The 22,863-nt window shown below is 64.4% G+C and carries 19 protein-coding genes; 7 read left to right on the top strand and 12 right to left on the bottom strand.

Translation table 11 applies throughout. The annotated features are described in order from the left end of the window. Window positions 1–12 precede the first annotated feature (12 nt). The 5 genes from NKJ37_RS00880 (at window position 13) to fhuB (ending at window position 7,592) form a co-directional block, all read left to right on the top strand. The gene (locus tag NKJ37_RS00880) at window positions 13–1,368 is read left to right on the top strand and encodes a glutamine synthetase family protein (RefSeq protein ID WP_127268594.1); all 1,356 of its coding nucleotides are present in this window, start codon (window positions 13–15) and stop codon (window positions 1,366–1,368) included. Window positions 1,369–1,496: 128 nt separating this feature from the next. Beyond that, complete coding sequence (locus tag NKJ37_RS00875; RefSeq protein WP_023808772.1) at window positions 1,497–2,381, top strand: helix-turn-helix domain-containing protein; 885 nt, start codon at window positions 1,497–1,499, stop codon at window positions 2,379–2,381. Between the two features lie 136 nt (window positions 2,382–2,517). Then, a complete protein-coding gene (locus tag NKJ37_RS00870; protein ID WP_245486018.1) occupies window positions 2,518–4,695 on the top strand; it encodes a TonB-dependent siderophore receptor in 2,178 nt (725 codons plus the stop codon). Between the two features lie 22 nt (window positions 4,696–4,717). Next, a complete protein-coding gene (locus tag NKJ37_RS00865) occupies window positions 4,718–5,593 on the top strand; it encodes an iron-siderophore ABC transporter substrate-binding protein (protein ID WP_128302525.1) in 876 nt (291 codons plus the stop codon). Next, window positions 5,586–7,592: a Fe(3+)-hydroxamate ABC transporter permease FhuB gene (gene fhuB, locus NKJ37_RS00860; RefSeq protein ID WP_352772207.1), complete on the top strand. Its 2,007-nt coding sequence runs from the start codon at window positions 5,586–5,588 to the stop codon at window positions 7,590–7,592. The genes NKJ37_RS00865 and fhuB overlap by 8 nt, the downstream gene beginning before the upstream one ends. 36 nt (window positions 7,593–7,628) lie before the next feature. Here the strand turns inward: fhuB and cuyB are convergent, their stop codons facing one another. The 4 genes from cuyB to NKJ37_RS00840 all read right to left on the bottom strand — a co-directional run bounded on the left by cuyB (window position 7,629) and on the right by NKJ37_RS00840 (window position 11,504). Then, on the bottom strand, window positions 7,629–8,426 hold the full coding sequence (gene cuyB, locus NKJ37_RS00855; protein ID WP_023808776.1) for a cysteate racemase: 798 nt from the start codon (window positions 8,424–8,426) through the stop codon (window positions 7,629–7,631). Next, complete coding sequence (locus NKJ37_RS00850) at window positions 8,423–9,784, bottom strand: dicarboxylate/amino acid:cation symporter (RefSeq protein ID WP_128302408.1); 1,362 nt, start codon at window positions 9,782–9,784, stop codon at window positions 8,423–8,425. The genes cuyB and NKJ37_RS00850 overlap by 4 nt, the downstream gene beginning before the upstream one ends. A gap of 1 nt (window position 9,785) precedes the next feature. Then, entirely contained in the window at window positions 9,786–10,625 is an 840-nt protein-coding gene (locus NKJ37_RS00845; protein WP_031212267.1) for a substrate-binding periplasmic protein, read from the bottom strand. A gap of 186 nt (window positions 10,626–10,811) precedes the next feature. After that, window positions 10,812–11,504, bottom strand: a complete 693-nt coding sequence (locus NKJ37_RS00840) for an SDR family NAD(P)-dependent oxidoreductase (protein ID WP_023808778.1) — start codon at window positions 11,502–11,504, stop codon at window positions 10,812–10,814. Window positions 11,505–11,875: 371 nt separating this feature from the next. Between NKJ37_RS00840 and NKJ37_RS00835 the strand changes: the two genes are divergently transcribed. Next, the gene (locus NKJ37_RS00835; protein ID WP_023808779.1) at window positions 11,876–12,991 is read left to right on the top strand and encodes an anhydro-N-acetylmuramic acid kinase; all 1,116 of its coding nucleotides are present in this window, start codon (window positions 11,876–11,878) and stop codon (window positions 12,989–12,991) included. 58 nt (window positions 12,992–13,049) lie between these two features. Here the strand turns inward: NKJ37_RS00835 and NKJ37_RS00830 are convergent, their stop codons facing one another. Genes NKJ37_RS00830 through NKJ37_RS00820 form a run of 3 tightly spaced genes read right to left on the bottom strand, consistent with a single transcriptional unit; the run spans window position 13,050 to window position 16,683 of the window. Beyond that, entirely contained in the window at window positions 13,050–13,478 is a 429-nt protein-coding gene (locus NKJ37_RS00830) for a GNAT family N-acetyltransferase (RefSeq protein WP_023808780.1), read from the bottom strand. Beyond that, window positions 13,475–14,866 (bottom strand): sigma-54-dependent transcriptional regulator, encoded by a 1,392-nt coding sequence (locus NKJ37_RS00825; RefSeq protein WP_023808781.1) that lies wholly within the window; start codon window positions 14,864–14,866, stop codon window positions 13,475–13,477. Before NKJ37_RS00825 ends, NKJ37_RS00830 begins: the two co-directional genes overlap by 4 nt. Beyond that, window positions 14,863–16,683, bottom strand: a complete 1,821-nt coding sequence (locus NKJ37_RS00820) for a sensor histidine kinase (RefSeq protein WP_031212271.1) — start codon at window positions 16,681–16,683, stop codon at window positions 14,863–14,865. Before NKJ37_RS00820 ends, NKJ37_RS00825 begins: the two co-directional genes overlap by 4 nt. A 304-nt stretch (window positions 16,684–16,987) precedes the next feature. Here NKJ37_RS00820 and NKJ37_RS00815 point away from each other — a divergent pair, with 304 nt between their 5' ends. Then, the gene (locus NKJ37_RS00815; RefSeq protein WP_023808783.1) at window positions 16,988–18,316 is read left to right on the top strand and encodes a dicarboxylate/amino acid:cation symporter; all 1,329 of its coding nucleotides are present in this window, start codon (window positions 16,988–16,990) and stop codon (window positions 18,314–18,316) included. 52 nt (window positions 18,317–18,368) lie between these two features. On the opposite strand, the gene NKJ37_RS00810 is transcribed toward NKJ37_RS00815, so the two are convergent. The 5 genes from NKJ37_RS00810 to NKJ37_RS00790 are packed head-to-tail and all read right to left on the bottom strand — an operon-like array spanning window position 18,369 to window position 22,855. Next, entirely contained in the window at window positions 18,369–19,412 is a 1,044-nt protein-coding gene (locus NKJ37_RS00810) for an ROK family protein (RefSeq protein ID WP_128302404.1), read from the bottom strand. Next, window positions 19,409–20,131: a ribulose-phosphate 3-epimerase gene (locus tag NKJ37_RS00805; protein ID WP_023808785.1), complete on the bottom strand. Its 723-nt coding sequence runs from the start codon at window positions 20,129–20,131 to the stop codon at window positions 19,409–19,411. Before NKJ37_RS00805 ends, NKJ37_RS00810 begins: the two co-directional genes overlap by 4 nt. Further along, the gene (locus tag NKJ37_RS00800; RefSeq protein ID WP_128302403.1) at window positions 20,128–20,961 is read right to left on the bottom strand and encodes an alpha/beta fold hydrolase; all 834 of its coding nucleotides are present in this window, start codon (window positions 20,959–20,961) and stop codon (window positions 20,128–20,130) included. The genes NKJ37_RS00805 and NKJ37_RS00800 overlap by 4 nt, the downstream gene beginning before the upstream one ends. Continuing rightward, window positions 20,961–21,779, bottom strand: coding sequence for a sugar phosphate isomerase/epimerase family protein (locus NKJ37_RS00795; protein WP_352674019.1), 819 nt, complete (start codon window positions 21,777–21,779; stop codon window positions 20,961–20,963). The genes NKJ37_RS00800 and NKJ37_RS00795 overlap by 1 nt, the downstream gene beginning before the upstream one ends. Further along, on the bottom strand, window positions 21,779–22,855 hold the full coding sequence (locus NKJ37_RS00790) for a Gfo/Idh/MocA family protein (RefSeq protein WP_023808788.1): 1,077 nt from the start codon (window positions 22,853–22,855) through the stop codon (window positions 21,779–21,781). Before NKJ37_RS00790 ends, NKJ37_RS00795 begins: the two co-directional genes overlap by 1 nt. Window positions 22,856–22,863 lie beyond the last annotated feature (8 nt).

Here is a 22,863-nt window from a genome sequence, read left to right as displayed (position 1 = left end):
AGAGGTCATAAATTGAGCGATGCAATTGCGGACGTTTTGAACTGGCTTGATAGCAGGACCGACATCCAGAGCCTGAGAGCCGCGGTGTGCGACCTCAACGGCATCATGCGCGGCAAGCGCATTCCCGTCGAGCAGGCAAGAAAGGCGCTGGAAGGCAAGCTGCGCATGCCTTTTTCGCTGATCGGGCTCGATGTCTGGGGCGAGGACATCGAAGGCAACACACTGGTATTCTCGACCGGCGATGCCGACGGACTGTGCCAGTGGACGGGGCGCGGCATTCTGCCGGTGGCCTGGACGGCGCATCCGACGGCGCTTGTCCCCCTCTGGCTCGCCGACGAAAGCGGCGCGCCTTATCTCGGCGACCCGCGACGGGCGCTGGCCCGCATCCTCGATCGCTACAAGGCCTTGGGCCTGACTCCGGTCGCGGCAACGGAACTCGAATTCTACCTCGTCGATCCGCAGTCGCAGCGGCCGGTCGGACCGGTCTCGCCGGTGACCGGACGCCGCCTCGATTCCGACGCGGCGCTGTCGATCGACGAGATTGACGACTTCGAATCCTTCATCCATGACGTCTACGAGGCCTGCCGGACGCAAGGCATTCCCGTCGACACGGCCATCGCCGAGAACGGCGTCGGCCAGTTCGAAATCAATCTGAACCATGTCGCGGACGCCTTGCGGGCGGCTGACGATGCGGTGCTGTTCAAGCGCACCGTGAAGGGCATTGCCCGCAAGCACGGCTTTGCCGCCTGTTTCATGGCCAAGCCCTATGGCGACCGGGCCGGCAACGGCTTTCACGTTCATTTCAGCCTGATCGACGGCGAAGGGCGCAACGTCTTCGATGACGGCACCGACCAGGGTTCTGAGACCATGCGCCATGCGGTCGGCGGCCTGCTTGCGGCAATGGCCGAAAGCACGCTGGTGTTCGCGCCGCACTTCAACTCCTACCGCAGGCTGCGCCCGAGATCCTATGCGCCGACCGCAGTCGCCTGGGGTTATGAGAACCGTATGGTCGCGATCCGCATTCCCGGCGGGCCAACCGGTGCGCGCCGCATCGAGCATCGCGTTTCGGGAGCCGACGCCAATCCCTATCTGGTGCTAGCGGCCATATTGGGCGCCGCACTGACGGGCATTGAAAGACAAATATCGCCAGGCGATCCGATCGGCACCGACGGCCAGGGACTTCCGCCGGCAAAGCTGCCGCCGGACTGGGCGTCGGCGATCGCCGCCTTCGAGAGCGGGACGCATGTGGCGGAGATTTTTCCAGCCATCCTGCGCGACTCCTTCGTTGCCTGCAAACGCCAGGAATTGAACACGTTCGCGCTCAATGTCAGCGATTTCGAGATCGAGACATACCTCGAAAGTGTTTGAGGCCCGATTGCCCCAGCGGCATTGGTTCCGGCCGATTTTCGAGCAGCCGCAAAGCACTTGCGGTGGGGTCGTTAACCGGGCATAAACATGATGGTTTTTATCATGTATTATGGCTGGGATCACAAGACTTGACCTTCGTTGCGCGCATGGAAAGCCGGATTGAGGGCTTTTCAGTCATTGGCGACCTGAAATGGCATGTCTGGGACGGCGTGGTCGCCGACCTCTGGGATGTCTCATGCGGTGACAAGGCCGAAGGCTATTACGTCTCTCCCGACCCCCGGCTGTTCGTCGCGCTCGATGTGGATGGCGATGGCGCTTTCTTCGTCGAAGACGCCAAGGGCGAATTGCGCCGCCACGACCAGGCTTTTTCCATGGCCTACATACCGGCCGGCGTGCCGATCCGCGGCCGGGTCGAGGGGCTGCGGCGGATCCGGCATCTCGACCTGCATTTCGACGCCGCAGTGCTGACGCGCCGCTTCGGCCGCAGCCTTGACCACGAGGCCTTGCGGATGTCGCGCTTCCAGTTTCGCGACGACCGGATCGCCATGCTTGCCGGCCTGATCGCCGCCGAATGCGGCAGCGACCGGCCCCTGCATGATCTCTATGGCGAGGGTCTGCTCAATGCCTTGTTCGCAAGCCTGTTCCAGATCGACCGGCCTGATACCCTTAGGCGGCGGTCGCCGCTGTCGCGCCGCAAGCTGCGCCTCGTCACCGACTACATCGACGCGCATTGCCTGGAAAGGATCCGGCTTGCCGACCTCGCCGCGCTGACCGGCCTGTCCGAAACCGCGATGAGTCACGCCTTCAAGGCGGCGACGGGCGTGCCGCCGCATCGTTGGCAGATGCAGGCGCGGGTCGACAGGGCCAAGGCCATGATGGCGCGTGGCACCGCTTCACTTGGCGACATCGCCGAGGCAACGGGTTTTTTCGACCAGGCGCATCTGACGCGTGTGTTCAAGTCGATTGTCGGCGTGACACCCGGCGCCTGGATGAGGAGCACCAGTCGCCAGTGACATTTCCGCAACATCACACCGCGATGTCCCTCGTTTGGACAAGAATGGACAAACCGCCCAATTCCGTCCAATGACCAGCAGATAAGTTGAGATAAATAATCAGGTATCTCAATATCGACAGGCGGGGACTTTCCTGATGAGCAGAACTTACCTGATGAAGGCGCTTCTGGCGGCCAGCGTCGCCGCAGCCGCGATGATCCCGCCAATGGCCGCGTTGGCGCAGTCGGTGCAAACCAGCACCCAGCTTGAACCGGTGGTGGTCGAGGGCGAGGCCGGCGATGGCGCGACCGGACCGGTTAAAGGCGTCGTCGCCAAAAAAAGCAGGACCGGCTCCAAGACGGCGACCGACATCAAGGATATCCCACAATCCGTGTCGGTGGTCGGACGTCAAGAGATCGACGACCAGGGCGCACAGAAAGTCGACGAGGCCTTGCGCTACACGGCCGGGGTGTTCGCACAGCCCTTCGGCCCGGACAGCGACACCAACTGGCTGTTCATCCGCGGTTTCCAAGCCACGGCTGATGGCACCTACATGGATGGGCTGCAACTGTTCAGCTACGCCTTTGGCGGCTTCTACGTCGACAGCTTCGGCCTCGAGCGAGTCGAAGTGCTGAAAGGGCCGGCCTCCGTACTCTATGGCGGCAGCAATCCCGGCGGCCTCGTCAACTATGTCAGCAAGCGACCGGATGGCAGGCAGCGCTATATCGAGACCGGCGTCAACGATGCCGGCAATGTCTATCTGGGCTTCGACATCGGCGACGTCGACGGCAATGGTGTTGTCAGCTACCGGGTAACGGGCAAAGTCGCCGGCGGCGACACCTACAGCGATTTGCAGAATGGCTGGCGCGGCTTCATTTCGCCCAGCATCACCTGGCAGCCCGACGAGCAGACCAAGCTGACGGTACTGGCCAACTACAGCCACATCGACGAGAACCACAATGGCGGCAGCTTCCTGCCTTACATCGGCACTGTAACGGATCGGATTATCGGCGGCGTGAATTACGGTCGAATCGACCCAGATGCCAATTTTACCGAGCCGAGTGTCGATCTCTACAAGCGCGAGCAAGGTTCGATCGGCTACGAGTTCGAGCACACTTTCGACAACCAATGGACGGTGCGTTCCAACATGCGCCTCAGTGCGGCCTCGATTAATGAAGTCAACGTCTACGCCAACGGGTGGGCGAGCGCGACGCAGCTCAATCGCATCAATTTCGGTCACGATACCGACGCCACGACATTCCTGTCGGACCTGCAGATCGAGGGCAAGGTGGAGACAGGCGCTGTGGAACACACGCTGCTGGCCGGCATCGACTACAAATATTACAACATCGACCAGGTGCAATCGTCGGCGCTCTTCGGCACAACCCCTCCCATTGATGCTTTCGACCCAATCTACGGCGCGCCACTGACGCCACGAGTCAGCTACCTCAATCAGGACTTGACCCAGAAGCAGCTCGGCTTCTACGCGCAGGACCAGTTGCGCTTCGGCGACGGCTGGCTGGTGACGCTGAACGGCCGTTACGACCGTGGCTGGCTCGACGCCGACAATCGGCCGACATATTACTCGGCGAGTTCCAGCACGCAGAACCAGACTGTCGGCGACTTCTCCGGTCGCGCGGGCCTCGCCTATGAGTTTGCCAATGGCGTAACCCCCTATGCCAGCATTGCCACCTTCTTCAACCCGCTCATCGGCACCGACGCCAACGGTAATCTGTTCAAGCCGGAAGAGGGCGTGCAGTACGAAGTCGGCGTCAAATATGTGCCGACCTTTGTCGATGGCCTGTTCACCCTGTCGCTTTTTGACCTGACCCGTCAGAATGTACCGTCGAACGTTACTTTCTTCACGCAGTTGCAAACCGGCGAAGTGCGCTCACGCGGTATAGAACTGGAAGGCAAGGTCAACGTCACCGAGGATTTCCGGCTCACCGGCGCTTTCACCGCCTATGACATCGATATCACCAAGGACGCCAACCCGGCGCTGATTGGCAAGACGCCGTTCATCGTGCCAGAGGTGATGGCCTCCGCCTCAGTCGACTATACTTTTCGTGGCGGCTGGTACGACGGCATCTCGATCGGCGGCGGCCTGCGCTACGTCGGCTCCTCATGGGCAGACAACGCAAACAACAACAAGGTTCCAGCTGTCACGCTGGCCGACTTGAAGCTTGGCTACGACAAGGAGACCTGGGGTGTCGATCTGAACATCACCAATCTGTTCGACAAAACCTATGTCTCCAGTTGTCAGACCACCACTGTCGAAGCCTGTTCTTATGGCGAAGGCCGCTCATTCAAGCTGAAGGCGCATACGACTTGGTAGCCATGTGCCGAATCCGCCAGTGATGATCCATCTGCCCAACAGACGGCAGGTGCTTGCGCTGGCGGCCGCGGCATTGCTGCCACCGGTCGCCGCCAGGGCGGCGGCGATGCGCGTTGCCGCGATCGACTGGGGCATGCTGGAGACGTTGCTGGCGCTCGGCATCGAGCCGGTGGCGGCGACCGAACTGATCCAGTTCCGCAAGATCGCGGTCGAGCCGGCGGTTCCTCAATCGGCAACCGATCTCGGGCTGCGCGGCGCGCCCAATTACGAGCTGCTGCGCATCGTCGCGCCTGATCTCATCGTGATCTCCAATTTCTACGAATACCAGCGCCCGATGCTCGAACGCATCGCGCCGGTGTTTGCGCAAACGGTCTACGAGGCCGGCGTGCCACCTTATGCGCTCGCCGAGGCGGCGACACTGGCCCTGGGCGAAAAGCTGGGACGGCAGGCCGAGGCGAAGCGCTACGTCGATGAGACGGCGGTCGAGATCACGCAGCTTGGCGCCACCTTGCCCCCCTCCCCCGCGCGGGTCTTCGTCATCAGTCTCGGCGATAGCAGGCATTTTCGAGCCTTTGGCCGCGATTCCATGTTCGGCGATGTGCTGACGCGTCTCGGCCTGGTCAATGCATGGACCAACGAGACGAGCTACAGCGCGGCGGCACCCGTCGGACTGGAGGCGCTAGCGCGCGTGCCCGAGGCGTCGATCCTGATCGTTTCGCCACTGCCGGCAGATGTCGGGCGTTCGCTTCCTACAAATGCCTTGTGGAACGCGCTACCCGCTGTCCGCCAGGGGCGTGTTGCTGTGCTGGATCCGGTCAACCATTTCGGTTGCCTGCCATCGGCACGCCGCTTCGCGCGTCTGGCGACGGCCGCCCTTGCCGGGCAGAGCCATGGCTGAGCGCACCATAAGCGATCGCACCGCGACGAGTGCCGCGCTGTCGCCAATCGCCCTGTGGAGCTTCCTGGCGGCGCTGGCCGCCCTCCTCTTCGCATGGCGCGTCGGCATGCAATGGCCGGCCGCACCGCCGGGCGACGGCATTGATCTCGACAGCGTCATCCTGGTCTACAGCACGCTGCCGCGCGCCGCCGTGGCGGTGCTGGCCGGCGCGGTGCTCGGCCTGTCCGGCCTGCTGTTGCAGCATGTGCTGCGCAACCCGCTGGCCGAACCGTCGACGCTCGGTATTTCGGCCGGCGCGCAACTGGCCATGACGATCGCCTCGCTTTACGCACCGCTGCTGATGGAGCGGTCGCAGGGCCTGGTCGCCTTCGCCGGTGGCATCGCCGCGGTGCTGCTGGTGCTGGCATTGACCTGGCGGCGCGGGCTGGAACCGGTCTCCATCGTGCTCGCCGGGATGATGGTGGCGCTGACCGCCAGTTCCGTCAGCGCAGCACTGATCCTCGCCAATGGCGAGTACCTGTTTTCGCTGTTCATCTGGGGCGGCGGATCGCTGGTCCAGCAGGACTGGGAGCCGACCATCGCGCTGACGATCAGGCTGGCGGCCGGTGTGGTTGCCGCATTGATGCTGCTGCGGCCGCTGACCATTCTTGGTCTCGACGATGCCTCGGCACGCGGCCTGGGCGTCGCCCGTCACTCAAGCCGCTTTCTCATCATCGCGCTTGCCGTGTGGATGGCGACGTCGGTCGCGGCAGAGGTTGGCGTCATCGGGTTCGTCGGTCTTGCAGCGCCGGCGCTGGCCACGCTTTCGGGCGCCCGCACACTGCGCCAAAAACTGATCGCCGCGCCGCTGATCGGCGCCGTGCTGCTGTGGCTGACGGACGGGCTGGTACAGCTGGCCGCCGGTTCCGGTGGCGAACGCATTCCGACCGGTGCCGGCACCGCCCTGCTCGGCGGTCCGCTGCTGCTGTGGCTGTTGCCGCGGCTGCGCCTTTTCGAGTGGCCGCATCTCGGTTCGAATGGTACCGCACCGCGCAAGGCCAGCCGGCCCTGGCTCATCATCCTGCTTCTGCTTGCGCTGGCGCTTGTCGCTGCCATCGTGGCGCTTGTCGTCGGGCGTGGCCCGGACGGCTGGTCTATTGCTGGGGGAGACCTGTTAACCGATCTCGCCGCGTGGCGTGCGCCGCGGATCGGCGTGGCGGCCGCCGCCGGCGCCATGCTCGCGGCCGCCGGCGTCGTCATCCAGCGGGTCACCGGCAACCCACTGGCAAGCCCCGAAGTGCGGGGAGGCGGCACCGGCGCCGGTGCCGGCCTGACAGCCGTGCTGATGGTCAGCGCCACGGCCAGTCTCGGCTGGCAGCTCGCCGGCTCAGCCCTGGGCTCACTGGCGGCCTTGATTGCCATGCTGGCCCTTGCCGCACAAGCAAAGTTCGGTGCCGAGCGGCTGCTGCTTGCCGGTATCGCCATGAGCGCGCTGTGCAGCGCTGCGATCACCGCAACGATCGCGATGGGCCACGCGCAGTCCTACATTCTGTTGCGCTGGCTGAGCGGCTCGACCGGCCAGGCGTCGGCGCTCGATGCAGGGCTAGCACTCGCCTGTCTGTTGCCGCTGACGTTGCCGCTGTTCCTTGCCGCCCGCTGGCTGGATATCCTGCCGCTCGGGTCCGACAGCGCACGCGGGCTGGGCGTGCCGGTTGCCGGCGGACGGCTGATGCTGATCATCGTTGCCGCGCTGCTGACTGCGCTGGCCGCCATGGTCGTCGGGCCATTGAGCTTCGTCGGCCTGATCGCGCCACACCTTGCCCGTCTGGTGGGCTTTTCCCACGCCCGCGTCCATCTCGCCGGAGCGATGCTTCTGGGCGCCCTGCTGATGATCGTCTCGGACTGGCTGTCGCGCATGGCGGCCTTTCCCTACGAACTGCCCGCCGGCCTGTTCGCTTCGCTGCTTGGCGGGCCGTACCTCGTCTACCTGCTTGCCAAGGGCGTGCCGCGCCAAGGCTGACGGGTTCCGAAATGCTATGAGGTTCTATCCATAGGGCTAGACCAGTGCGGCCAAGCTGGCGCGCATCGATCGGTCATGTTCCGGCAGCCGCGATACGGTCGGCAGGCCGCGGGCTTCCTGGGCACCGAAGCCCAATCGTGTCAGACAGGCTCGCGCCAAGGCCGCATTGCTGTCGATGACGACCAATCCATTGATATCGTTGAGGCTGGCGGCCACCACCGACAGTTCGGTGCAGCCGAGCAGGGCTGCATCGGCGCCGGCCGCTTGCGCGATGTCGAGCGCGCGCTCGGTTTCAACCGCCGCATCCGCGATCGAACCCGCCTTGACGAGGCTGATCGCGCTGTCGACGCAGGCCTGAAACTCGGTGTTCGCGGGAAGGCAGAGCTCAAATCCCGCTGCCGACATCCTGTCCTGGTAGAAGCCGGAGACCAGCGTGCCTTGGGTGGCGAGAACAGCAACCCGGCCCTGATCCAGGCTGCGACGCGTCTCCGTCACCACAGCATCTCCGATATGGATGATTTCCGCGCGCGAATTCGCCGCCAGTTGGCCGTACCAATGGTGGGCGGTGTTGCACGGCATCGCGATGCGGGCGACGCCGAGCGCATTGAGCGTCGCGACCGCGGCTTTCAAAGGCGCCAGCGGCCCGTCATGGCCGGCAAGGATCGCTTCGGTCCTGTCGGGCAGCTGCGGGACACTGAGGATCACGGCAGGCACATGTTCGTTGTCTCTGAGCGCCTGGGTCATCCGGGTCAGCTTGAAGTAGAAATCAGCCGAAGCAAGCGGCCCAAGACCGCCGATAATGCCGAGCTGGGGACGGATGCTGTCGTCGATCATCTGGCAGGCTCGGCTTCGAGCTGTTCCGAGACGGTTTCAGGCTGTGCCGCCTCCCTGTGGCTGGGAGCGATCATTGCCGTGCTCGCCGCGACGGTGCAGACGCTGGCCAGCGTCATGAACGTGTCGACGGCTGCATCCACCGCGACGAACAGGACGAACGCCGCCTCGAAGGGAAGCTTCAGGTAGCCGCAGACGATGGACATCTGCGACAGGATGAGCAGGCTGCCCATGCCGCCGGTGGTGAGCGCGAGAAGCGCTGAGATGATACCGACGAGCACGAGGTCCGGGACTGCAAGCTGGTGGCCGTAGAGCTGAGCGATGAACAGCGCACCCGAGGTATAGAGCAGTGCCGGGCCTGTCCGCAGCAGTGCCGCCTGTAACGGCACGAGCAGTTCGACGACCACCAGGCTGAACCGCAGGCGCTCGCCCAACAGGTTGATGACCCATGGGAGCGAGGCGACCGAGGAGCGTGTGGTGATGGCCACCATGAGAAGCGGCTGGCAGGTCTTGATCGTCGTCCAGTAGCTGCGTCGCGACCGGATCGCGATAATGGCAAATGCCCCGGCAACGAATGTAAGGCAGGAAAGACCCATCACCAGCAGGTAACCGCCCATCAGCATGAGCGGCTTGGTTCCGGTCGACGCTGTCTGGTCCGCGATCAGGATGAAGGTTGCAAAGGGCAACCCCCAGATGAACCAGTTGGTGAGCACCGTGCAGGCCCGGTAGACCGCGTTGAGCGCCTGGGTCAGGCTCATGGACGAGGGCTGGGGAATCTTCCCCATCGCGAGCCCGAAAAGCAGGCAGAACAGCAGGACCTGAATGGTCTGGCCCGAGGCCAGGGCATTGAAGACGTTGTTCGGCACCAGGTCGAGCAGGATCGAGTGCCCGCCATTGGGATCCCCATTGGAGGCTGGCGGCTGGAACGGGAAGGCGAGATCGGTGGATACGCTGCCTTGCGAATTGATGAACTCGCCAAGCTCGATGCGCGACTGGGGATTCTCGATCTGGCCCGGCTGCAGGATCAGCGACAAGGTGCCACTCACCAGCACGCTCAGGAACGACACGACCAGCACGGCCATACCCACCTTGCCGAGGTAGCGGACCGATTTCGGGTCCTGGACCATCGCCGTGATGGAGAAGATGACCGACGAGACCAAATAGGGCAGGACGACCATCTTGAGGAAATTCAGGTAGAGCTGTGCGACAGGGCTGATCGCATGGGCAAAATCTGGATAGTAGAGGCCGCACAGGATCCCTGCAGCAATCATCGCGATCGTCGTCACGGGTGATCGCAGTATGCGCCTGGCCATCAGGCGCCAATCGAAAGGCAGGGGTCCGGCTAACTCGGAGATTGCCATGTCAGGCTTTGCTCCCCTGGCGATAGCGGGCGATGATCTCGTCCGTGCTGAGAACCTGCTGACCCCGCGCGAGATCGAGATACAGATCGACAAAGGCTGCGAGATGCGGATTGTCCGGCCGCACGCCGACTGCGATCGTATCGACCTTGTCGGTCAGCGTGATGGAGCGCGCTACGACCGTCATCGACGGATCGTCGACCATCAGCTTCTTGATCTCGAAATCATCGCGATAGGCCATGTCGATCGTCCCGTTTCGGATCGCATCGATGATCAGATCCCAGCTTGCCAAGCGGTGGATTTGCGCATGCGGGAAAGTCGTGGCCGCATAAGTGGCGAATGAAGAGCCCTCGATCACGCCAAGATCGCCTGAGAAATCACGGACGATCCCTTCGGGCGGCTTGCCTTGCGCGATACGCGCCAGGTTGAGGCGGTTGGCGATCAGCCCTTGCCGCAGCATGGCGTAGGGGCGCGAATAGATGATCGACCGGCCGCGCTGAAGCGTCCGGCTGAGCTTGCCAATCGCCAGGTCGGCCTGTCCGGAACTGACCTGTTTCACAATATCGTCGAACGTTGCGGCGGATCGGTCGAACACCGGCTCGACGCCAAGCGCCGCGGCGATGCCGTGGGCCAGTTCCATGTCTATACCATCGTCCCCCGATCCGTCGGCCGGGAAGAACGGATTGGAAGCGAAGGCCGGCATTGCGATGCGCAATGCATCGCCGCTCGCGATAGGTTGAGGGGCGCTCTCCGCCTGCTGTCCCAGAGTGCTGGCTGCCCGGGCTTGTGAAATCAGCAACCCGCCGCTCCCGGCCGCAAGCAGTGTACGACGTGTAACCGACATGCGCGTTCTCAATTAACCCGGGAAAGCTGCAACATGCACAACCGGCGTTAAACAAACGTATATATTACCCTATGTCTTTTTATGTATTGGATAAGCAGCTTAGCGCCACAAAATATCAGCATTGCCTAATATGCAAGGAACGGCGGAAGGATCGCATTACTTCCCGCCCGCCGGTCAGCTGGATTGTCAAAACGTCTCGACCCAGGGCCGCAACTCAAGCTCCGAGCTCCAGGCGCTGCGATGCTGGCGATGGGTTGTGAGATAGGCCTCGGCGATGGCATCCGGCGACAGGCGGCGGTCCGGCCGGTCGGGATCGGCTGCCTGTCCGGGCGGCTCGATCTGGCCGTCGATGATGAAGTGGGCGACATGGATGTTCTTCGGGGCGAGTTCGCGGGCCATGGACTGCGCCAGGCCGCGCAGGCCGAATTTCGGCATGGCAAAGCCGCCCGAGCCGGGAAAGCCCTTCACACTGGCGGTGGCGCCGGTGAACAGGATCGAACCGGATCCCCGGACAAGCAGCCGGCGCGCCGCCTGCTGGCCGACCAGGAAGCCGCCATAGGCGCCGACCAGCAATGCCTGTTTGACCGCTTCCGCATCGAGCTCGGCGATCGGGCCGCGTGTGCGTGCGCTGGCGTTGAACACCACGAGCGCCAGCGGGCCGGCCTTGTCGGCGGTGTCGAACAGCCTGGCGACGGACGCAGCGTCGGCGACATCCGTCTCAACGGCCAGCGCACCGGTCTCATCGACCAGAGCGCCCAGCTTCTCGACGTTGCGGGCGGCCAGAACCACGCGAAAGCCTTCCCGGGTGAGAAGGCGCGCAAGCGAGGCGCTCACACCAGCGCCCGCGCCTGCAATGACGGCCACATCGGATGATGTCATGATTTTCTCTCCCTTGCGGATTTCGGCGGAAGCGTTTGCCAGATCGAGCAAGGTCGCGCCTTCGCGCATGATAGGCAAGAGGTGGCATTGCCGCTGTGTTGAGCCCAAACGACCGCAGAACCGGCGTTGCGCAGTCCAGTGTCGCCCGTGGCGCTACGAGGATAGGTCCGCCTCGGCACCGCGACCCCCGCCTCGACAGGGGCAAGGCTTGGACCTTGCTCACCAACCGGATCCATCCGACACGTCATTTCGACAGTGGAATCGTTTTGCTTCGTCAAGCGGTCGGCGGCCTCATTAATGGGGACTGGAGCATGGCCCCGAAAAGTGGGAAACCGTTTTCGGAAAAGATCATGTTCGATAAGGAAACGATTATGGAACCAATCTGGGCCGTCGGCCTGATGACCGGCACGGTGCTGGACGGCAACATCGACGTCGCGCTGATCAAGACCGATGGCGAGCAGATCGAGGATTTCGGCACCTATCGGCTGATGCCCTATCCCCCATCTATCCGCTCCCTGCTGGAAGAGACGCTGACGGAGGCGCGGGCGTGGAACTTTGTCGGGCCGGAGCCGGCGATCTTCCGCACCGCGGAGGAAGCCCTGACGCGTGCCCAGTCGGCAGCCGTCAAGGAATTGGTCGAAGGCTATGGCATGACGATGGCCGATATCGGCGTCGTCGGTTTTCACGGCCAGACCGTTCTGCATCGCGCGCCGCAGGTTGGACGGCTGGGCCAGACAAGGCAGCTCGGCGATGGCGAGCTGATGCATGCCATCTTGGGCACCAAGGTCGCATACGATTTCCGCTCGGCCGACATACGCGCCGGCGGGCAAGGCGCGCCGCTGGCCGCGGTCTATCACACCGCGCTGATGCGCAGCGCCGGCGCCAATGGCGAGGTCGCCGTACTCAATCTCGGCGGCGTCGCCAACATCACCTGGTGGGATGGCGCCGACAATGTCGTCGCCTTCGACACCGGACCCGCCAACGCGCCGCTGAACGATTTCATCAAGTCGAAGGGGCTCGGCGAGATGGACCGCGACGGCGCGCTTGGCCGTGCAGGTAAGGTGGACGAGGCCCGGCTGGCCAAGCTGTTGCAGCACCCTTATCTGAGCAAAGCCTACCCGAAATCGCTGGACCGTTTCGACTTCGGTGCCGCGATGGCGGACGGCCTGGATGCCGAGGATGGTGCCGCCTTGCTCACCGCCTTCACCGCCGGCGCCGTCGGCAAGGCACTCGACCTCTTACCAAGCCGGCCTAAAAAGCTGGTGGTCAGCGGCGGTGGTCGCCATAACCCGACCATGATGGCAATGCTGGCCAGCCGCGCCGGCGTCGAGGTGGTGCTGGCGGAAAGCCTCGGTTGGAGCGGCGATGCGGTCGAGGCGGAGTGTTTTGCCTTCCTCGCGGTTCGCGTGTTGCGCGGCTTGCCGATCAGTTTCCCGAGCACCACCGGCGCGCCGCAGCCGATGCGTGGCGGAAAACTCGCCGGCTAGACTCTTGCTTTGACGCAATTCCGGACGCAAAACCGCTTCACACTTTTCCTGGAATTGCTCAACCGCCAACCAGTTCCTTCTGCAGGAAGATGCGGCTGCGGCCGACAGGGAAATCGGCCAGCGAGCCGAAGGGCCGATAGCCCTGGCGCTGATAGACCTTGGCGGCGTTCGGATTGAAGGTATCGATCCAGGCATTGTTGCAGCCGCGCGCCACCGCTTCCTGTTCGGCCGCGTCCAGCATTGTGCCGGCCATGTGCTGGCCGCGCAGCCGCTCATCGACCCAGAGCCATTGCACATAGAGCCAGCCCCAGGCCGTGTAACCGGAAATGCCGGCGACGACCGCGCCATCCTCGTCGCGCACAAACACCACAAGCGCCTTCCTTTCGGATGCGCCGACATCGCCGTCGTTGAACGCCGTCAACCTTTCGCCGAGAAAGGCGAGTTCTTCCGGCGAGGGATTTGCCGTCGTTTCAATGGTCGTATTCATCGCTTTTCCGAGATGGGTTGCGTATCGGTATCGCCGCCATTGCGAAATTCGGATGCGGCAATGCCGTGGCGCTTGAGCTTGTCGTAAAAGGTCTTGCGCGGCACGCCGAGGGCGTCGATGGCGCCGCGCACGTCGCCGCCATGGTCGCGCAGCGCGTCACGGATGAGCTGCGCTTCGTATTGGCCGACCCGTTCGGGCAATGCTGCCGCAGGCTCCGGCGCGTGCGCGGAGACCGTCCTCACCTCATCGTCCGGACCGAGACCGAGCGCGACGCGATCGGCGAAATGGGCGAGCTCGCGGACATTGCCCGGCCAGTCATGCGACTGGAGATGATCGCTGACGGCTGCATTCATCTTGGCGACCGGCCGGCCGAACCGTTCCGCCGCCTTGCCGAGAAAATGCCCGAACAGCATCGGGACGTCGCCGCGCCGTTCGCGCAGCGGCGGGATGCGCAGCGTCACCACGTTGAGGCGAAAATACAGATCCTCGCGAAAATCGCCGCGCTGGTCCGGCCGGCCGAGATCGACCTTGGTCGCCGCAACGACCCTCAGATCGATGCGCCTGATATCGTTCGAGCCAAGCGGGGTGAGGCTGCGCGTTTCGAGCACCCGCAGCAGCTTGACCTGGAGCGCCGGGGGCATGGATTCGATCTCGTCGAGAAACAGCGTACCGCCGCTGGAATGCTCGATGCTGCCGATCCGCCGCCGCTGCGCGCCGGTGAACGCGCCCGCCTCATGGCCAAACAACTCGCTCTCGATGACCGTCTCCGGTAGGGCGCCGCAGTTCAGTGCCACGAAGGGTTTTGAGCGCCGCCGCCCCCACCTGTGCAGCAGGTCAGCCACCACTTCCTTGCCGGTTCCCGTTTCTCCCTCGACCAGCACGTCGACATCCATGTCGGCGATCTGGCGCAAGGTCTCGCGCAGCCGCTTGATGGCAGGAGCCTCGCCGATCAGCGGCAGGCCGTCAGTGGCGAGCGCCGCGGCTTCGCGCAGCCGCCGGTTCTCCATCACCAGTCGTCGCTTCTCCGATGCCCGTTTCAGCGCCTCGACAAGGCGGTCGCCGGCAAAGGGTTTCGGGATGAAATCGTAGACACCATCCTTGAGCGCGGCCACTGCGAGATCGACGTCGCCATGGCCGGTGACCAGGATCACGGGTATGTCCGGGTCGATCGCCTTGATGCGATCGAACAGCTGCAGCCCGTTCATGCCCGGCATGCGGATGTCGCTGACCACCACGCCTTCAAAGGTCCTGTCGACAACGGCAAGCGCTGCCTCGGCGGCGTCGCGCGCGACCACAGTGAAGCCGGCAAGCTCGAGCAATTGCGTTGTGGCGTGAAGGAGGTCCGCATCGTCGTCGACGAGCGCCACCAACCCTGATCCCTCAATCATTCAATTCGCCTCAAGTCGACGGTAAAAGATGCGCCGGTGCCATTGCTGGGATCGAGCCGCAGCGTGCCGCCCAATTCCTGGGCAATCTCCTGCGAGATCACCAGCCCGAGACCAAGCCCCTTCTCCTTGGTGGTCTGGAACGGCATAAACAGATTGCCGGCTGCTTCCGGGCCGAGACCTGGGCCATTGTCGCGCACCGAAATCAGCACCCTGTCGTCGTGCTCGGCGAGTTGGATCTCGATGCGGGGATCAGACTGGTCCTTCATCGCGTCGAGCGCATTCTGCAAAAGGTTGACGAGTATCTGCTCCAGCCGGATGCGGCTGGCCAGGACCACCGGCGAGGCATTGCCGCGCGGCTTGACGATGGTCACGCCGGAATCACGGATGCGGCCCGACAGCAGCGACAGCGCGCCATCAATTGCCTCGCGCACCGGCAGCGGCGAAGCGGCAACCCCGGGTCGACGGGCGAAAGTGCGCAAGGTGCCGGTGATCGCGCCGATGCGCTCGGTCATCGAGACGATCGACGTCAGATTGCCGCTGGCCGGTTCGGTTTTGCCGGTTTCGAGAAAGCGGCCCGCATTCTCGGCATAGGTGCGGATAGCGGCGACCGGCTGGTTGATCTCGTGCGCCACGCCGGCGGCGATTTGGCCGAGGATGGAAAGCCGGTTGGCCTGGGCGAGGTCGTCGCGCAGCCGGCGCACCTTGGCTTCGGCATTCTCGCGCTCGGCGATTTCACCGGCAAGTGCGGTGTTGGAGCGGGTCAGCTCGGCCGTTCGCGTGCTGACTCGGCTCTCCAGCTCGGCATTCATACGCGCCAGCGCCTCCTGCCTCAGCCTGCGCGTTCGCCGGCGCCGGGTCAGCACGTAGGCAAGCAAGCCCATCAGCAGAAGCCCAAGCAGCGTGGTCAGGCGCGCCGTGTTGGCGGCCGATGAAAGAGCAGCGTCGGCGGGAGTGAGCAGCCAGAGACGCCAGCCAGGAACAGCACCAGGCAAATCCTGCACCACCTCGACGAACTGGCGCGGTTTTCCCGCGTTGTCGATCGTCGCCAGGCCGTCACCCGCGCCGCGCCGGATCGGCAGCGGCTCGAAGCCTGCATCGGCCAACTGGAGCTGCTCGTGGGCTGCGGCGGTGTCCTCGGCCGACAGTGGTGCCAGCGCACGGAACCGCCAGTCGGGCTGGCTGGTAGCCAGCACCACGCCGCGTTCATCAGTGATGAACACAAGGAAACCGCTGGAACGCCAATTGGCTTCGACGCCGTCGAGTTCGACCTTCAGCACCGCAACGCCAAGCGGCTTGCCGCCATCGTCGACGCGGCTGGCAAGGTACAGCCCCGGTCTGCCGCTGATTGTGCCGAGGCCATATTGGCTGGCAGCACCCTTGCTCATCGCTTCCTGGAAATAGTGCCGAAAATTGTAATCGATGCCGACAAAGCTCGCCGGTTCGTCGGCATTGCTGGCTGATATGGCGATGCCTGCCGTATCGATGATGTAGATGGCGGATGCCGAGGCATCGCCGGCAATCGACTTGAGCTTGTCGTTGAGGGCCTTTTCTTTCATTTTTCCGGCCCGGCGCAGAGCGCCGCGCACCGCATCGTCTCTGGCCAACACCAGTGGAACCAGGCGCTGCTTTTCGATTTCGCCGGTCAGGGTTCCCGCCGCCAGCGGCAGTGCGGCGAGTGCCGTCTCGCGCAGATTATCGGCCGCCTGGCCGGAGGCGATGCGCCCGGCAATGGCGATCGCGCCGGCCAGAAAGGCAAGAGCGACGACCACGGCAACCCAGCGGCCATCGCGCAGCCGCGCCACCGCCTCGCGCAGCAATTCACGGCCGGCAAATCCAGGGAATCCGCTATCGGTGCCTGCTTGCGGCGTCTGCCCTCTCCCCTTTGCTCGCGGCTTTCGGCCAGTGTAATGCGAAAACCCGCCCAGGCAAACACTGCCTGTGCGGAAATCCGCACAGGCTTTGCCCGCATGACGTCAGACAAAGGCGGAAATCCCGTGGTTCCGGCCTTTCCGCGAACTGGCACAACGCTTGCAAAACTCCCTGGCAGCGGCGTGCGACCGGAGCGCCGCGATGGGAGAAGTCACGCAGGGCGCTCCGCCCCATCCGGCCAGGGAGAGTTCGATGCACATCGCAGACCAATCAGGCGCGCTTGCCGCGCAGCGCAAGCCTTTCTATGCCCAACTCTACGTGCAAGTGCTCGTCGCGATCACCGTCGGCATCCTGCTCGGCCATTTCTATCCGTCGGTCGGCGAGAGCATGAAGCCGCTCGGCGACGCCTTCATCAAGCTGGTCAAGATGATCATCGCCCCGGTCATTTTCCTGACCGTGACGACGGGCATTGCCGGCATGAGCGACCTGCAGAAGGTCGGACGTGTCGCCGGCAAGGCGATGCTCTATTTTCTCACCTTTTCGACGCTGGCTCTGATCATCGGCCTTGTCGTCGCCAATGTCGTGCAGCCGGGCGCCGGCTTCAACATCGACCCGGCGACGCTCGACGCCTCGACCATCAGCACTTACGCCGCCAAGGCGCACGACCAGTCGGTCACCGGCTTCCTGATGAACATCATCCCGTCGACCATCGTCGGCGCCTTCGCCGATGGCGACATCCTGCAGGTGCTGTTCTTCTCGGTGCTGTTCGGCATCGCGCTGGCGTTGGTCGGCGACAAGGGCACGCCCGTGCTCAATTTCCTGCAGGCGCTGACGACACCGATCTTCAAGCTGGTCAGCGTGCTGATGAAGGCCGCCCCCATCGGTGCCTTCGGCGCCATGGCCTTCACCATCGGCAAATACGGCATCGGCGCGGTCATCAACCTCGCCATGCTGGTCGGCACCTTCTACGTGACGTCGTTCCTGTTCGTGTTCGTCGTGCTTGGCGCGGTCTGCCGCTACAACGGGTTCTCCATCCTGTCGCTGATCCGCTACATCAAGGAAGAGCTGCTTTTGGTGCTGGGCACCTCCTCGTCGGAGGCCGCCCTGCCCTCGCTGATGGAAAAGATGGAGAAGGCCGGCGCCAAGCGCTCGGTCGTCGGCCTGGTCATCCCAACCGGCTATTCCTTCAACCTTGATGGCACCAACATCTACATGACCTTGGCGGCGCTGTTCATCGCACAGGCGACCAACATCCACCTGTCGATGGGTGACCAGATCCTGCTGCTGCTGGTGGCCATGCTTTCCTCCAAGGGTGCCGCCGGCATCACCGGGGCCGGCTTCATCACCCTTGCGGCGACGCTTTCGGTGGTTCCGGCGGTGCCGGTCGCTGGCATGGCGCTGATCCTCGGCGTCGACCGCTTCATGTCTGAATGCCGGGCGTTGACCAACTTCGTCGGCAATGCTGTCGCCACGCTGGTGGTGGCGCGCTGGGAAGGCGAACTCGACGAGGCCAAGCTGGCGAGGGCGCTGGCGGGCACGGCCGACGATAGCCTGCCGGCGGACGTTGTTCCCGCCGAGTAATGACGCGCGGTCAATGCGTAAAAGGCCGGAGGCGTGCTGCCTCTGGCCTTTGTCATGCAGGTCGCAACGTCAGACCGTGCCGGTCTTGCTCAGCGGTGTCCGGAAACGTGCTTGGGCCAACAGGCATGCGGGCTGCCAAAGTGCCGCCGTCGTCGAACAGCACAAGGCTGGCGGCGCCGACGAGCCCGGCATGGCGGCCGAGCTGGGCCTGAACGACCGGCACGTCGCGATAGGCGCGCATGGCCCGTTGCCTGATGGTCGCCTCGATGGTCGGCAGCATCAGGTCGAGCCCATTGGCGATGCCGCCGCCAACGACCAGCACATCGGGCGAATAGAGATGCAGGAGATTGGTGAAGCCAACACCCAGCCAGCGCGCTTCCTCCTCCAGCAAGGCCGAGGCAAGAGCGTCCTGCAGCCGTGCCGCCTCGACGACATGGCGGCCGGTTACCTCCGCGTCCGCTGACAAGCGTCGCAAGGTAGAGCCGTCTCCGGCTGCCGTGGCGGCGCTGGCGCGGCGGCCAAGTGCCGTTCCCGAGGCGATGGCCTCGAAGCAGCCAACGACACCGCATACGCAGCGCTCGCCTTCATTGGTGATGGTCATGTGACCGATCTCGGCGGCAAGGCCACGGCGGCCATGCAGGATGCGGCCGTCGACGACGACACCACCGCCAATGCCGGTGGAAACCGTGACGAAGACCAGCGAGCCCGCACCATGGCCGGCACCGAAACGCCATTCGCCGAGCGCCGCGGCATTGGCGTCGTTCTCCAGCCGCACCGGCAGGCCGAGCCGCCGCTCGAGGATGTCGGCAAGCGGCACGTCCAGCCAGCCGGCGAGTGTCGGCGGGCCGACGGCGATGCCGGCCAGCGGATCGAGCGGTCCCGGCGCACCGACGCCGACGCCGACGATCGAGAGTGCCGGCGCCTCGGCGTGGACTGTCGCCGCCAACGCCTCGATCTGGCCGATCACCACATCGGGACCGGCCTGCGCCTGCGTCGGCACCGCCGCGAATGCCAGGATCTTGCCGTCGCGGTCGACCAGGGCGACACGAAGCTCCGTCCCGCCAAGATCGATCGCAAGGGCGGCTTCTGATGTCATGCCGCGACCTTCAAGCCGTGCAGCCAGCCGATGCGGCCGGCGAGGTCCTTGTCACCGAAGGCGAGCGAACCGAGAACCACGGTTTCAGCCCCGGCGGCACGCAGCGACGGCACGGTCTCGTGGCGGATGCCGCCATCGGCCGCCAGAACCACCTGTGCCTCACGGCCGGCCTTTCTCAGGATGGCGCGGGCAGCGCCCAGCCTGTCGCAGGCCTTGTCCGACAGGCTCTGTCCCTTGACGCCGATTGCGGTTCCAAGAAGCGTCACGAAGGCGACTTCCGGGGCAAAGGCCGTCACCGCTTCCACAGGCGTCTCCAGCCTGAGTACGACGCCGGCCTCGGCGCCGAGCTCCCGCGCCAGCCGCACGGCGCGCAATCCGGCCTCGCCATTCTCGGCATGGACGCTGATCATGTCGGCGCCGGCCTCGATGAACTGGCGCGTCTGCGCCTCGACGATTGCTTCATCGACCATCAGATGGACGTGGATGGGTTTCGCCGTCAGCCCGGCGATGCGGGCGACAAGATCGGGAAAGAACAGGAAGGACGGGGCGAAGTGGCCGTCCGCCACATCGATATGATGAAGATCGACATAGGGCTCGATGCGCTTCAAGTCGTTTTCGAAATTGGCGAGGTTGGCCGACCACAGCGAGAATTCGGCGATCATCCGATCGCGTGGCAATGCGGCGATGGCGGCCGGGCCTGAGAGAGGTTTCGAGATCATGACTGGTCCTGGTTGTTGAAATTTATGTCGAGAAAGTCCGCGATGGCGGCGCGAATTTCGGCGAAATGGCGCTCCTTGTCGGTGGCCTTCGGCCTCACCTCGGCAAAGGTCGCATTGGGGATGGCGTCGGCGAGGCTGCGGGCGGCGGCCAGCGGATGGACCAGATCGATGCCGCTGCCGATGACGAGCGTAGGGAACGCAAGGCTAGCGGCCGCTGCCCGCGTCACGCCAGGTCCATCCTCTGCGATCGCCTGCATCACCTCGGCGAAGACGGGCGCGTCTTCGCGCGCGAAGAAGCCGAGCAGGGAAGCAAGATTGTCCGGCGCTTCGGTTCGAAAGCGTGCGGTCGTCGCGGACGCCGCGAAGATATCTCGCGCCTCCGATAAAGGACGGCTGAGGATGAGCTCCGCCACTTCCACGTAAGGGCGCATGTTTTGCGGTGCCGCGTCGAAAGCCCAGGCAGGGCGAACAAGCACCAAACCCAGGACGCGGTCAGGGTGGCGGGCGGCAAGCTGCAAGGCAATGGCCGCACCCATCGAAATGCCGCCGGCGACGAAACGGTCGAGGCCGGCCGCATCTGCGGCGGCCAGCACATCATCGGCGAACATCGCGATCGAAAACGGGCGCTTGCTACCGGCGCCGGAACCGCCCTGCGCGCGGCATTCGACGGTCAGCCGGCGGTATGACGGGCTGTCGGGATAGTTCTGCGCGACCTGCGCTGCGTCACCGCCGAGGCCATGCTGGAAGACGACGGGAAGTCTGCCCTGCCCCGTGTCGAAGACACGAAGCGCTGCATCGTCGCGGAGCAGGATCGTCGGGGCGGCGCCCATCAGAGGAGCCTTCGTAGAAAGGCGGCGACATCGGGGGCTTCGTCGGCGGACAGCCCGTGGGTGACGAGCGATCCCTCGAAGCCGACTGCCTTCAGCCGCGCGCCGAAATCCGGGAAATCGACGATGCCTTGCCCTGATGGGGCAAAGCGGCCGTCACTATAGCGGTCCTTGGCGTGCGCCATGGCGATGTGGCCGGCGGCCTCGTCGATCGCGGCGGCAACGATGGCGCGCGCCTCGCCGGGCGTGGCGTGTTCGAACAGGTTTGCCGGATCGAGCACGATCTTCAGATGCTTCGATCCCATCTCGGCGATCAGCCGGGTCGCATCCCTGGCCGAGGTGACGATGTTGGCCTGCTCAGGCTCGATGCCGAGATCGACATTGGCACCTTCGGCCAACGCCAGCGCCTTCGCCATCTCGGCGGCCATGTCGGACCAGGCGGCCGGATCGGCATTGTCGGGATGATAGGCCCACTGATCGGCGGCGTTGCGCGAGCCGGTGCAGAGCGTGACCAGCGGGATGTCGAGGGCAGCAGCAGCCTCGATGACGACGGCGAGACGCCGAAGGCCATCGTCGCGCACGGCTTTGTCGGGATGCGCCATGTTGTAGGTGCCCGAAAGTGCTGCAAGTGAGACACCGCTCGATTGCGCTGCGGTGCGGATGGAGGCGATGGCGTCCGCCGGCACAGCATCCGGCATCGACGGCAGGCCGGCACAGGCCAGATTGAGCTGCGTCGTCTCGTATCCCGACTGCTTCACCGCAGCCAGCACGGCGGCCGGGTCGGTGCCGGCAAAGGTCTTGGCGAAAATGCCGAGACGCATCACACCGCCCCCGAAACCGAGGCGAGTTCGACTCGCTCGCCTGATACCACCGAACGCGCGATGGCGACCATGGCGCGGATCGAGCCGATGCCGTCCTCGACATTGGCGCCGCGCATCGGCGCGCCGTTCAGCACCGTGTCGGCAAGACCTTCCAGCTGGCGGCGGAAGAAATGGCCATCGGCGCCGAGCGGCCGGCGCGATGTCGCGTCCTTCTCATGAAAAATGTCGACCTCGCTGGCGCGGAAATACCAAGGGTTGAATGTCCTGGCGATAACGGAGCCGTTCTCGCCATAGAGCTGAAAACCTTCGTGCCAGTCCATGCGCACGGCAACCGTCAGGTCGAGATGGCCGAGCGCGCCGCTGGCGAACTCGGTCTCGACGAACCAGCAATAGGCGCCGAAACGCTCGTTGAGGCGCGCGCGGACCGCAAGGATTTCGCCACACAGGAAACGCGCCGTGTCGACGAGATGCGAGCCATGCGCCAGCATGAAATATTGCCTGAGATCAGCCTTGGGATTTCCCGCTGGCTTCCTGGCTAGCCTGCTGGTGACGGGCAGCGGCTGCACGGCATCGGTGTTGGTGTAGCGATGGGTGGAATCGCAGTACCAGGCCTTCAGCGCCAGCACTTCGCCGATCTCGTCTCGAACGAAGTCGCGCGCCGCCTCCAGTGCCGGATCGAAGCGCTTCATGTGCCCGACCTGCAGGATCTTGCCCGAGCGCCTGACCGCTTCGGCCAGCGCCTCGCCTTCCTCAACCGAGGTGCCGATCGGCTTTTCACAGAGAACATGCTTGCCGGCGTTGAGCGCCCTGATCGACATCGGCACGTGATAGGCGTCCGATGTGGCGACGATCACCGCTTCCAGCTCAGGATCGGCGAGCATTGCCTCATAGTCGGAATACATCTTCTGCGGCTCGTAGGTCGCGCCCATGCGCGCAAGCAGATCGGGTGCCGCGTCGCAGATGGCGTAGAGGTCGGCATTGCCGGCCTTGGCGCAGGATTCCAGATGCGCGAACTGCGCGATGGGGCCGCAGCCGAGCACGCCGACCCTGAGGCGTCTGTCCTGTTTCTTGATCATCGTCTCGT

The sequence above is a fragment of the Mesorhizobium sp. M0140 genome (assembly GCF_040322475.1).
GTDB lineage: Bacteria > Pseudomonadota > Alphaproteobacteria > Rhizobiales > Rhizobiaceae > Mesorhizobium.
Note: the sequence above shows the minus strand (reverse complement) of the source record. Positions and strands in the feature narration are given on the sequence as shown.